At 40.9% G+C, this 12,847-nt stretch carries 10 protein-coding genes; 7 read left to right on the forward strand and 3 right to left on the reverse strand.

From position 1 onward, the window contains the following. Positions 1-122 precede the first annotated feature (122 nt). From ACQKEZ_RS15020 to ACQKEZ_RS15040, 5 genes are all read left to right on the forward strand, one after another. On the forward strand, positions 123-809 hold the full coding sequence (locus ACQKEZ_RS15020; protein WP_427302133.1) for a heptaprenylglyceryl phosphate synthase: 687 nt from the start codon (positions 123-125) through the stop codon (positions 807-809). Positions 810-866: 57 nt separating this feature from the next. Next, positions 867-3,095, forward strand: a complete 2,229-nt coding sequence (gene pcrA, locus ACQKEZ_RS15025; RefSeq protein WP_427302135.1) for a DNA helicase PcrA — start codon at positions 867-869, stop codon at positions 3,093-3,095. Positions 3,096-3,138: 43 nt separating this feature from the next. After that, positions 3,139-5,145 (forward strand): NAD-dependent DNA ligase LigA, encoded by a 2,007-nt coding sequence (gene ligA, locus ACQKEZ_RS15030; protein ID WP_427302137.1) that lies wholly within the window; start codon positions 3,139-3,141, stop codon positions 5,143-5,145. Between the two features lie 30 nt (positions 5,146-5,175). After that, positions 5,176-6,348 carry a CamS family sex pheromone protein gene (locus ACQKEZ_RS15035; protein ID WP_427302410.1) on the forward strand — a complete coding sequence of 391 codons (1,173 nt, stop codon included), beginning with the start codon at positions 5,176-5,178 and terminating at the stop codon, positions 6,346-6,348. Between the two features lie 523 nt (positions 6,349-6,871). Next, positions 6,872-7,879 carry a phosphotransferase enzyme family protein gene (locus ACQKEZ_RS15040; RefSeq protein ID WP_427302138.1) on the forward strand — a complete coding sequence of 336 codons (1,008 nt, stop codon included), beginning with the start codon at positions 6,872-6,874 and terminating at the stop codon, positions 7,877-7,879. A gap of 34 nt (positions 7,880-7,913) precedes the next feature. Here the strand turns inward: ACQKEZ_RS15040 and ACQKEZ_RS15045 are convergent, their stop codons facing one another. The 3 genes from ACQKEZ_RS15045 to putP all read right to left on the reverse strand — a co-directional run bounded on the left by ACQKEZ_RS15045 (position 7,914) and on the right by putP (position 10,693). After that, positions 7,914-8,300, reverse strand: a complete 387-nt coding sequence (locus ACQKEZ_RS15045; RefSeq protein ID WP_427302140.1) for a hypothetical protein — start codon at positions 8,298-8,300, stop codon at positions 7,914-7,916. Between the two features lie 47 nt (positions 8,301-8,347). Then, positions 8,348-9,046, reverse strand: coding sequence for an MgtC/SapB family protein (locus ACQKEZ_RS15050; RefSeq protein WP_427302412.1), 699 nt, complete (start codon positions 9,044-9,046; stop codon positions 8,348-8,350). A 165-nt stretch (positions 9,047-9,211) separates the two neighbouring features. Beyond that, positions 9,212-10,693, reverse strand: coding sequence for a sodium/proline symporter PutP (gene putP, locus ACQKEZ_RS15055; RefSeq protein WP_427302142.1), 1,482 nt, complete (start codon positions 10,691-10,693; stop codon positions 9,212-9,214). Between the two features lie 386 nt (positions 10,694-11,079). Here putP and gatC point away from each other — a divergent pair, with 386 nt between their 5' ends. Both gatC and gatA read left to right on the forward strand, forming a co-directional pair. Beyond that, positions 11,080-11,370, forward strand: a complete 291-nt coding sequence (gene gatC, locus ACQKEZ_RS15060) for an Asp-tRNA(Asn)/Glu-tRNA(Gln) amidotransferase subunit GatC (RefSeq protein ID WP_191097643.1) — start codon at positions 11,080-11,082, stop codon at positions 11,368-11,370. 14 nt (positions 11,371-11,384) lie between these two features. After that, the gene (gene gatA, locus ACQKEZ_RS15065) at positions 11,385-12,842 is read left to right on the forward strand and encodes an Asp-tRNA(Asn)/Glu-tRNA(Gln) amidotransferase subunit GatA (protein WP_427302145.1); all 1,458 of its coding nucleotides are present in this window, start codon (positions 11,385-11,387) and stop codon (positions 12,840-12,842) included. Positions 12,843-12,847: the final 5 nt, after the last annotated feature.

Consider the following 12,847-nt stretch of genomic DNA (forward strand, 5'->3'; position numbering starts at 1 on the left):
TTCATGACGTGGTGTTTTCAAAAGAATGAAACTTTTATATGAAATGGGTTGACCCGTTTTTTGCGGTCACTGATTTTGGTATAATATTTAAATGGAAAGAAACGAATGGAGGAACGTTTTTCATGTATGATGTTACCGAGTGGAAGCATGTCTTTAAACTCGATCCAAATAAAGAAATAACAGATGAACAGCTTGAGGCGATCTGTGAATCTGGTACAGATGCAATTCTCATCGGTGGAAGTGACAATGTGACAGAGGACAATGTCCTGCATTTGATGTCAAAAGTGCGCCGCTTCCTTGTGCCATGTGTGCTTGAGGTCTCAGTTCATGAGTTGATTGTACCTGGCTTTGATCTTTACTTCATTCCGACCGTGTTAAACAGCACTCATCCTGATTGGATTGTTGGTCTTCACAAGGACGCAATGAAAGAGTATGGAGATTTGATGTCAATGGAAGAGCTTGTGCCAGAAGGATATGTCATCTTAAACCCAGATTGCAAGGCGGCAAAGCTTACAGAAGCCAATACAGCACTTGATATTGACGACGTTCGCGCATACGCTAGAGTGGCAGAGCACCTAATGAAACTGCCCATTTTTTATGTAGAATACAGCGGAGCCCTTGGCGATATTGAGCTTGTAAAAGAGACAAAAGCAGTGCTTGAGCATACCGTCCTTTTTTATGGTGGTGGAATCAAAACAGCAGAACAAGCAGCCGAATTTAAGCAGTATGCAGATGTTGTCGTTATAGGCAATGTCATTTATGAAGATTTTAAAGAAGCTTTGCGCACAGTTCAGGCTGTAAAAAAGTAGTCAAACCGAAAGAAACGGTTTAAAATAGAACATAAGTTCGAAATGGCGGTGAATGAAATGAATTACATATCAAATCAGCTTTTAAATGGGCTGAATCAGGCGCAGCAGGAAGCAGTTAAGGCGACAGATGGTCCGTTATTACTCATGGCAGGAGCGGGAAGCGGAAAGACACGTGTGCTCACGCACCGTATTGCGTATTTAATGGCAGAGAAGCATGTCGCGCCTTGGAACATCTTAGCGATTACCTTTACGAATAAAGCAGCACGGGAAATGCGTGACCGTGTACAGGCAATTTTAGGGCCTGGTGCAGATGATATTTGGATCTCAACGTTTCACAGTATGTGTGTCCGTATTTTAAGAAGAGATATAGATCGCATCGGGGTAAATCGTAATTTTTCAATTTTAGATACATCAGATCAGCTTTCGGTCATCAAGAACATTTTAAAGGAACGGAATATTGATCCGAAAAAATTTGATCCACGTAGCATCCTAGGCTCCATTAGCAGTGCAAAAAACGAACTGATTGATGCAGAGGAATATGCAAAAACAGCAGGTGACTATTTTGATCAAGTCGTAAGTGATGTATATACAGACTATCAAAAACGCTTGCTCAAAAACCAGTCGCTTGATTTCGATGATTTAATCATGATGACCATCAGGCTGTTTCAGCGAGTACCGGAAGTGTTAGAGCATTATCAGCGTAAATTCCAATATATCCATGTCGACGAATATCAGGATACAAACAGGGCGCAATACATGCTCGTCAAATTACTCGCACAGCGCTTCCAAAATATTTGTGTTGTCGGTGATTCAGATCAGTCGATTTACCGTTGGCGTGGTGCTGATATTACCAACATTCTGTCCTTTGAAAAAGACTATCCGTCTGCTGAGGTCATTCTTCTTGAGCAAAACTACCGATCATCGAAGCGAATTTTACATGCAGCGAATGCAGTGATCCAAAACAATGCAAACCGTAAACCGAAAAATCTTTGGACAGAAAATGATGAAGGGGCAAAAATCTCTTATTATCGTGCTGACAATGAATTCGGAGAAGGTCAATTTGTAGCAGGAAAGATTCGTCAGCTTGTAGGAAGTGGGAGCGGCAACCGCAAGCTATCTGATATGGCGATATTATACCGGACCAATGCCCAGTCGCGTGTCATTGAGGAAACACTGTTGAAGGCAAACATTCAATATCAGATCGTGGGCGGAACAAAGTTCTATGACAGAAAAGAAATCAAGGACATCCTTGCCTATTTAAGACTTGTCGCCAATCCAGATGACGATATTAGCTTTGCACGGATTGTCAATGTTCCAAAACGTGGGGTTGGTGCAACCACTTTGGATAAAATTGCTGCTTATGCTGAAATAAATGATCTTTCAATGTTTGAAGCCCTCGGACAAGTGGATTTCATTGGGGTGAGTGCAAGAGCTGCAAATGCCCTTGACGGCTTTAAGCAACTCATTGAACAATTAACGAACATGCAAGACTACTTATCTGTTACTGAATTAACAGATGAAATATTAGAAAAGACAGAGTATCGTGAGGCACTTAAAGCAGAAAAAACGATTGAAGCACAGAGCCGCCTTGAAAACATTGATGAGTTCCTATCGGTTACCAAAAATTTCGAAGCACAAAGTGAAGATAAATCGCTTGTTACCTTCCTGACGGATCTAGCGCTTGTTGCAGATATTGATAAATTGGATGAAGATGAAGCCCAAGAGCAAGATGCAGTGACCTTAATGACACTCCATGCGGCCAAAGGGCTTGAATTCCCTATCGTATTCTTAATGGGCATGGAAGAAGGTGTCTTTCCACATAGCCGTTCGTTAATGGAAGATGCAGAGATGGAAGAAGAAAGACGACTAGCCTATGTTGGGATCACCCGTGCTGAAGAAGAATTATACTTATCCGGAGCGCAAATGCGGACATTATTTGGTCGAACCAATATGAATCCTGAATCAAGATTTATAAGGGAAATACCAGAGGAATTATTGGACAACCTAAATGAAAAGAAAGACGTCAGAACGCCATTTGGTCAGCAAAGACAGCGACCTGAACGAAGAGGACCTGTTTCACGTCCTCAGGTGCAGACCATCCAGCAAACAGGTGCCAGCGGTCTTTCGTGGGCAGTTGGAGATAAGGCAGCACATAAAAAATGGGGTGTTGGTACGGTTGTCAGTGTGAAAGGAAGTGGAGACAGCACAGAGCTTGATATCGCATTCCCGAGCCCAACAGGCATTAAACGATTGCTTGCCGCGTTTGCCCCAATTGAAAAACAATAAATCTTCATGTTGAAAAAATGGATGAATTGAAAGGAAGAAGCAGATGGATAAAGAAACAGCGAAACGCCGAATTGAGGAACTGCACAAGATTCTGAATCAATACAACTACGAATACCACACACTTGATCTTCCAAGTGTTCCTGACGCTGAATATGATGAGCGTATGCATGAGCTGATCTCTTTGGAGGAAGAGCATGCCGATTTGAAATCGTCTGATTCCCCTTCACAACGGGTCGGAGGCGCTGTTTTAGAAGCCTTTCAAAAGGTGCGACATGGCACACCAATGCTCAGCCTTGGCAATGCGTTTAACGAACAAGACCTGCTTGATTTTGATCGACGTGTCCGTCAAGCGGTTGGTGATGATATCGCGTACAATGTCGAGTTGAAAATTGATGGGCTTGCCGTATCTCTTCGATATGAAAATGGTATTTTTGTCAGAGGCGCCACTAGAGGTGACGGATCAATCGGTGAAGATATTACTGAGAATCTAAAGACCATTCGCTCCATTCCGCTCAAAATCAATCGTCCGCTTTCTATTGAAGTAAGAGGCGAAGCATTTATGCCAAAGCACTCGTTTGAAGCCTTAAATGAAAAAAGATTACAAGATGAAGAAGAACCGTTTGCAAACCCAAGAAATGCGGCTGCCGGCTCACTTCGACAGCTAGATACAAAAATCGCAGCGAAACGAAATCTCGATATATTCGTCTACAGTATAGCGGAGCTAGATGAGATAGGTGTCGAATCGCAAAGCGAAGGTCTTGCGCTTTTGGATGAATTAGGCTTTAAAACAAACAAAGAAAGACGTACCTGCCAATCGATTGAGGAAGTCATTAAGCTGATTGAAGACTTGCAGCAAAAACGTGCAGATTTCCCCTATGAAATTGATGGAATCGTCATTAAAGTTGATGCTCTCGCTCAACAAGAAGAACTAGGCTTTACAGCGAAGAGTCCGAGGTGGGCAGTGGCTTATAAATTTCCGGCAGAGGAAGTCATAACAAAGCTACTTTCTATTGAATTGAATGTCGGACGTACAGGCGTGATTACCCCAACGGCTGTTTTAGAACCAGTGAAGGTTGCGGGCACAACTGTACAGCGAGCATCCCTTCATAATGAAGACTTAATCAAAGAGAAAGACATTCGTATCTATGATAAAGTGGTTATAAAGAAGGCAGGGGACATCATTCCAGAAGTCGTCAATGTCCTTGTAGATCAGCGTACTGGCGAAGAAGAAGAATTCAAGATGCCTGATGAATGTCCAGAGTGTCAAAGTGAGCTTGTCAGAATTGAAGGAGAAGTGGCATTGCGCTGTATAAACCCTGAATGTCCAGCTCAAATTCGTGAGGGACTCATTCATTTTGTTTCTCGGAATGCCATGAACATTGATGGACTTGGAGAACGTGTGATTACACAGCTCTTTAAAGAAAATCTCGTACATCGTGTATCAGATTTATATCAATTGACGAGAGAGCAACTCATTCAGCTAGAGCGTATGGGTGAGAAATCAACAGACAATTTACTTCGTTCAATTGAACAATCGAAAGAAAACTCTCTAGAACGATTATTGTTTGGTCTAGGCATCAGATTTATCGGATCGAAAGCTGCCAAAACATTAGCGATGCATTTTGAAAGCATTGATCAATTGAAACAGGCGACAAAGGAAGAATTGCTTGAAGTCGATGAGATCGGTGAAAAAATGGCTGACGCTGTCGTCACATACTTTAAAAAAGAAGAAATTCTTGATTTGTTAGAAGAATTGAGAAAACTCGGTGTCAATATGAATTACACTGGGCCAAAGAAAGTGAAAGCAGAAGAAAGTGACTCTTACTTTGCTGGGAAAACGATCGTCCTTACAGGAAAACTAGAACAACTTTCTCGAAATGATGCAAAAGCAGAAATCGAAGCTTTAGGCGGTAAGTTAACAGGAAGTGTGAGTAAGAAAACAGATTTAGTCATTGCTGGGGAAGCGGCTGGAAGTAAGCTAACGAAGGCAGAGGAGCTAAATATCGAAATATGGGACGAGGCAAGAATGATTGAGGAGCTAAAGAAATAAGAGGAGTGTTTTCTATTGAAAAAGTTGTTAATGCTACTGACAATGCTCACACTTGTATTGTCAGGATGCGCACCTTTTGGGGGAAAAGATGAAGAAGAGGTGACGCAAAAAACGGATGAAACGAAGGAAACCGCGATCATCCCGATGTATAATATCTCGGATTCTTACTACAAAATGGTGCTTCCGTTTAAACAAGGTGCAGCACGAGGACTGACTGCGGAGCGTTTAAACACACGCTTAGATATTGATGAATTTGAAACAGGCCTCATGCGTCTTGCAACTGAATCCTTTAATACAAACGACTACCTTTTCCAAGAAGGACAGTACTTGGATGAGGATACAGTATTGAGCTGGTTGGCACGTAAGAAAACAGGCAGTGACTTAAAAAAAGCAGAAAAAGAAGATAAAGACTTTAAAAATATAGGACTAAATCCTGCGTTGCCAAGCTCAGGGTCAACAAAGTCTAAAAATGAAAACAGCCCGATTTATCTCGCTTCAATGCTAGAACACAATTACTTAATCCGTAAAGACAAAAACAGTTTGCAGCTTGGCGGTGTCGTCATCGGTCTTGCACTAAACTCCGTCTATTACTATCGAGAGAACATTGGAGACCCACAGCAGGAGGTCACCATCGACTCGTCCAAAGACTCGAAGAAGCTGTTAACAGAAGGTGAAAAAATCGCAGCACAAGTCATCAAACGAATTCGTCAAATGGATGGCTTACAAAAGGTTCCTGTGACCATTGCTCTCTACAAGCAAGCGCCCAAATCTTCAATCGTTCCAGGAAACTTCATTGCCAAAACAGATGTGAAAGCTGGTTCAACTGATATTGGCAAATGGGATACTTTAAAAGAAGAGAATATCTTCTTCCCTTCAAATGATGCAAAAGCGAGTTTTAAAGATGACTCAGAACGATTTGATCGCTTCAAAACAAAAGTTGAAGATTATTTTCCGAACTACACGGGTGTTGTAGGTAAAGGCTTCTATAAAAACGGGAATTTGCAAAAAATGAAAATTGAGATTCCGATGCAATTTTACGGAAAAACAGAAGTTGTTGCCTTTACCCAGTACTTAACGGGTGAAGTGATGGATTATTATAAGAGTACCAATATTGAAATCAACATCACCTCTTCTGATCAACAAGAAGCACTGATTACAAAAAATGCTGAAGATAAAGAACCAACTGTGCATATATATGACTAACAAAAAACCGCCAAAAGGCGGTTTTTTAAATTGGTAAAAATGTATCAAATATAGAGATAAGTGTTGCCTGAAATAGAAGCGTGGGAAATTATGGAGGAGGAAATGGAGATCAATATAAAAAATAAATCATTTTTATTATGGGATCAAACCCTAGCGAACTTTGGAGATTCTCTATATGTCCTTGTTCTAATATCCTGACATATCAATTAACAAATTCTACTCTTATTGCTTCAATGGTCGCTGTCTCACAGTTTGTTGGACAAGCACTTGGTATATTATGCATGTCTCAATTTAGACTAAAAAAACTCATTGTCTACTTATAAATATGTCAAATTACTTTCTTTGGATGCTTGATTTTGAGCTACAGTCTACACTTTTCATTTCGATTTAGGAGGAAATTCATCCCTTGCTGTCAAAATGGAAGTAGAGATAGAAAAGAAGGGTTGGTATGTTGATGATTTGAATTTTGCTGAAAAACACATCATTCGCGAATTAGCAAAATATATGAAGAGGGAGAATCAGCATGCATAAAGATGTAAAAGCCATTTATGAAGAATCGAACATTTTAGATGAGGCGACTCATTTATACGGGGTCCAACGAAGTGACATCCATTTCATCGCAGATGCCGAAAACTATGTGTATGAAATGACAAAAGACGGGGAGTCTTTTATCTTGAAAATCACACATACCATTCGCAGATCGCCTGACTATATTTTAGGTGAAATGGAGTGGCTGCATCATTTAGCGAAGGGCGGTCTTTCAGTTGCGAAACCGATTGCTTCATTAAATGGCCGTGATATTGAGCAAGTAGAAGACGGTCAAGGCGGCGCATTTTTACTTCGGGTGTATGAGAAAGCCCCTGGTAGAAAAGTCGAAGAGGCGGATTGGAACGATGAGTTATTTTATGCACTTGGGCAATATACAGGACGTATGCACCAGCTCACAAAAAGCTATCAACTATCAGACTCTCGTTACAAAAGACAAGAATGGGATGAAGAAGAGCAGCTAAAATTACGAAAATATGTTCCAGCGGATCAGACCTTTGTGTTTGAACAAGCGGATCGGCTCATGCAAAAGCTCGCAAAACTTCCGAAAAATCAGGATACCTACGGATTGGTTCATGCTGATCTACATCACGGAAACTTCCACTGGGATCATGGGAAAATCACGACCTTTGATTTCGATGATATTGGATACAACTGGTTTATCAACGACATTAGCATATTGCTATATAATGTCTTGTGGTATCCAGTGATTCCATACGAAGACAAAGCCGCTTTTGCACGGAACTTTATGAAGCAGTTCTTGAAAGGCTATCGTGAAGAGAATGAGCTTGAGGATGAGTGGCTCGTTTACATTTCTGATTTCCTTCGCTTACGCCACATGCTCATTTACGGTCTGCTGCATCAAGCATTTGATTTAGCAACTATCGGAGAAGAAGAGAAAGCCATGCTCGCCGGCTTCCGATCAGATATCGAGCAAGCGACACCAATTACGACGTTTGATTTTACAAAACTCAATCAATCATAAAAAATGCCCCGCCTTTTCTTTCAGGCGGGGTTTCTTATTTATGGGCGATAAGATGATGATGATTACGATCTAATAAAGTATTCAGAACATATTTGATCAGCGCTCTTTCTTGGGCTGGACAACCTTTGTTCATACAGGAGAGGATGTCGGGTTTTAGGTCCCGTTTAAACGTACGATAGGCTTTGATGACTGGCATCCCCATCCCATCGCCAACGACAAATATGATATTCTTTGGAGTAATTGTTTGTTTTTTGTCTGCTGCATTCGTTGATGTGGGAGAGACGTAGTGTGAGGAAATGACAGCCAGCAATAGAACTGTAAGAAGAACGGTGAATAAAAGTCTGCGATTTTTACTATCCATATAACCCATTGAAAATTCCTTTTGATCATGTATTTTATTTAAATGAGATAATTGGATCAACCCCTTATCTCATAAAAAAAGCGATGAGACCTTTGTCTCATCACTTTTTACACCGTATCACACTTCACACCAACAACACCTTCTAAATCTTTAATATCATAATACACGTCTGTTGTATAACGATCCTTGTGCACGCGAACGCGCACTTCCATGATTGGATATTCTTTTTCCTTTAAATCATCAATTCGTACAGAATGAATGCGAATATTCAGTGCCTTCATTTCTTTTAAAATGTCCGTCATCCGGTGTCTGTCTGAAAGAGACATTCTGATGCGGATTTCTTTTTCCTGTAAGCGAATCGGACCGATCCTTTGGAAAAGCCATGGTAAGAATTCTACACTGACAAGAATAAAGAAAAGACTGAGGAAGGCTTCTTTATAAAAACCTGCACCTGTTGCAACACCAAGTCCTGCCGCTCCCCAAATCATGGCGGAAGTCGTCAGTCCCGAGATCACATCATTGCTTTTACGAAGAATCACACCTGCTCCAATAAAACCAACACCAGATATAATTTGCGCCGGTAACCTAAGCGGGTCCATTTGGAGCTTAGGAACTCTAGGGAAATTGTAGGCTGCATCAATGCTGATGATGGTTAATACACAGGAGCTGACAGCAATGACAATACACGTTTTTAAGCCGAGCGGCTTTTTCTTGAGCTCACGTTCAAGACCGATGATCAGACCAATTAAGGTGGCCACGGCTAATTTTAAGACAGTATCCCATTCAATTGTCCAAGACATGCGTATCGCTCCTTTCACTTCATTTACGTTTCACAACATGTATATGATCTTCTCACAGCCCATATGGCTGCACAACTTCTATTTTATTCAGAATCGGAAGAAAGAAAAGCTTTTTATATTAAATTGAAAATAGAGTCATCCGCATAGCACAGATGACTCATAAAAAAGGGGTTATCTTGTTTCTTCCTCAAGATGATTCTCCATCTTGTGAAACAGCTGTTTTGATGCTTTTGACGGCTTTCTTGTCAATAAGCTTACAATGATGGCTGATAGTCCGCTTAAAATAAAGCCAGGAATCATTTCATATACGCCAGTTGAATGATTCAAACCAGTTGTGATCCATGTGAGAACAACAACTGCACCAACAATCATCCCAACAAGTGCACCTTGGTGATTCATTCGTTTCCAGTAGAGACATAATAAGATCACGGGACCGAAGGAAGAGCCAAATCCTGCCCAAGCATAACCAACAAGATCAAGAATGGTGTCACTTGGATTGAGTGAAAGACAAAGTGCAATCACGGCTACAACCAATACAGACATACGCCCAATCATGACAAGCTCTTTGTCAGAAGCCTTTTTTCTAAAGAATGTACGGTATAAATCCTCTGTCAATGCACTTGCTGTGACAAGCAGCTGAGAAGAAATCGAACTCATAATCGCAGCTAAAATGGCTGAGAGTAAGAATCCAGTAATATATGGATGGAACAGCACTTTAGAAAAGACGATAAAAATGGTTTCAGGGTCGGCAAGATTCATCCCAGTTTCATGAACATATGCCACACCGACTAAACCGACTGATAGTGAACCAATCACTGAAATAATCATCCAGCTCATCCCAATTCGGCGTGCTGGTTTTAAATCCTTTACTGACGTAATAGCCATAAAGCGCACAATAATATGCGGTTGTCCAAAGTAACCCAGTCCCCACGCGAGAAAGGAAATAATGCCAATGACGCTCGTTCCTCTAAAAATATCAAGCAATTTAGGGTCAATCTGTTGAATATCTTGGAATGTGGCAACAGGTCCACCTAATTGTGTAAAGGCAACGATCGGCACGAGCACTAATGCTAAAAACATAATAGCGCCTTGAACAAAGTCCGTTAAACTCACTGCCAAAAATCCGCCAAACAATGTATACAAAATGACGATACTTGAAGTCAAAATGAGTCCAAACATGTAATGAGCACCAAATGCTGACTCAAATAAACGTCCACCTGATACCATCCCAGACGAAGTATACAGGGTAAAGAAAATTAATATGATAATGGCTGAAACAGCTTTTAATAAGGATGATGAGCCCTTAAATCGTTTATCAAAGAAATCAGGAATGGTAATTGCATCATCAGCTATTTCTGTATAAGAACGTAAACGAGGTGCAAGAATTAAATAGTTCAAGTAAGCACCGACAATTAAACCAATTGCAAGCCAGGTTGTCGATAAACCGGTTTTATACATTTCACCTGGAACACCCATCAGCATCCAACCACTCATATCCGCAGCACCTGCTGAAAGTGCCGTAACGAATGGACCAAGGCCCCGTCCGCCAAGCATATAATCATTTAAAGTATGTGTTTTCCTAAACGCATACCAACCGATAGCAAGCATCCCAATAAAATAAATGGTTAAGGAAATCGTAACTTCAATATTCATTTTGCTTTCTCACCTTTTTCGTATTAATTTGACATCACCTCATTCGAAATATACAGGAGTGTTGGTGGCATATCCGCTTGGACTGCCTGCACACTGCTATGGTTACTTAACCTACCAGAGTATTCCCAAGTGATCAACCTTCTTAAACCTCTTGATTTTTAAGAAAAATGCGCGGATCGGTGATAATCATCCGCATGTAAACGATTACAAAAACAAAATAAAGTAAAAATTTTCTGAAAAATAAAAAGCCAAAGACGTGTAAAGTAAAATACGCTGTACCCATGCCTTGGTAAAGTTGCTTTAGAACAGTAAAATTTGATATGATAAAGTGTATGTGGCTTATGATCATGACCATCAACACGCATCAATTTTGGAGGTGAACCTGCATGTCAAGAATTTCAATAGAAGAGGTAAAGCACGTGGCGCATTTAGCAAGACTTGCGATTACAGAAGAAGAAGCTGAGATGTTTACAGAACAGCTTGATAGCATCATTTCATTTGCAGAGCAGTTAAACGAGGTTGATACGGAAAACGTTGAACCAACAACACACGTATTAAAAATGAAAAACGTCATGAGAGAAGATGTTCCGAATAAAGGTCTTTCAATTGAGGCAGTTATGAAAAATGCGCCTGATCATAAAGACGGCTATATTCGTGTGCCATCTATTTTGGACTAAAGGAGGCCGGAGACATGTCACTGTTTGATCACAAAATTTCTGAATTAAAAGAGCTTTTACATAAAAAGGAACTGTCTGTTTCTGATTTAGTGGACGAGTCTTATAAACGAATCAATGAAGTAGACGAGAAAGTACAAGCATTCCTTGCACTGGACGAAGAAAAAGCACGTGCGTATGCAAAGGAATTAGACGAGGCTGTTGGGGAAAAAGACGAGCTTGGTCTGCTGTTCGGTATGCCGATTGGTGTAAAAGATAACATTGTGACAAAGGATTTACGTACAACAGCATCAAGCAAAATTTTACAAAACTTTGATCCTATTTATGATGCAACCGTTGTGAACCGTTTAAGAGATGCGCAAGCTGTCACAATTGGTAAATTAAACATGGACGAGTTTGCAATGGGTTCTTCTACTGAGAATTCGGGCTATCAAACAACAAAAAACCCATGGAATTTGAATACAGTTCCAGGGGGATCTAGCGGTGGATCCGCAGCATCTGTTGCAGCAGGTGAGGTTCCGTTTTCACTTGGATCTGACACAGGCGGTTCGATCCGTCAGCCGGCATCATTCTGTGGTGTCGTTGGTCTTAAACCAACGTATGGCCGTGTATCAAGATACGGTTTAATCGCATTTGCTTCATCTTTAGATCAAATTGGGCCGATTACTCGGACTGTAGAGGACAACGCATATGTTCTTCAAGCGATTTCAGGCGTTGATCAAATGGACGCAACAAGTGCGAATGTCGATGTGCCTGATTTTCTTTCTTCATTAACTGGCGACATCAAAGGCTTAAAGATTGCTGTGCCAAAAGAATACCTTGGAGAAGGCGTTGGCGAAGAAGCAAGAGAATCCGTTCTTCAAGCGCTCAAAGTATTAGAAGGACTTGGTGCAACATGGGAAGAAGTATCTCTTCCGCATTCTAAATATGCACTTGCAACATATTACTTGCTGTCTTCTTCAGAAGCTTCCGCGAACCTTGCTCGTTTTGATGGGATTCGCTATGGTTATCGCTCAGACAATGCAGAAAATCTGATTGATTTGTACAAACAAACACGTTCTGAAGGCTTCGGAAATGAAGTCAAACGCAGAATCATGCTTGGGACGTTTGCCTTAAGCTCAGGTTATTATGATGCTTATTATATAAAAGCACAAAAAGTACGTACTCTGATCAAAAAAGATTTTGAAGATGTATTTGAAAAATATGATGTCATCGTTGGGCCAACAACACCAACGCCTGCATTTAAAATTGGTGAGAAGACAAGCGATCCACTCACAATGTATGCAAACGACATTTTAACCATCCCTGTGAACCTTGCCGGTGTCCCAGGAATTAGCGTACCTTGTGGCTTTGCAAATGGCCTGCCATTAGGTCTTCAAATTATCGGAAAGCACTTTGATGAAGGAACGGTTTATCGCGTGGCTCATGCATATGAGCAAGCAACGGACCATCATAAAGCAAAACCTGAACTGTAAGGGGT

Origin of the sequence: Bacillus sp. NPDC077027 (assembly GCF_050269555.1) — a bacterium.
Taxonomy (GTDB): domain Bacteria; phylum Bacillota; class Bacilli; order Bacillales; family Bacillaceae; genus Bacillus.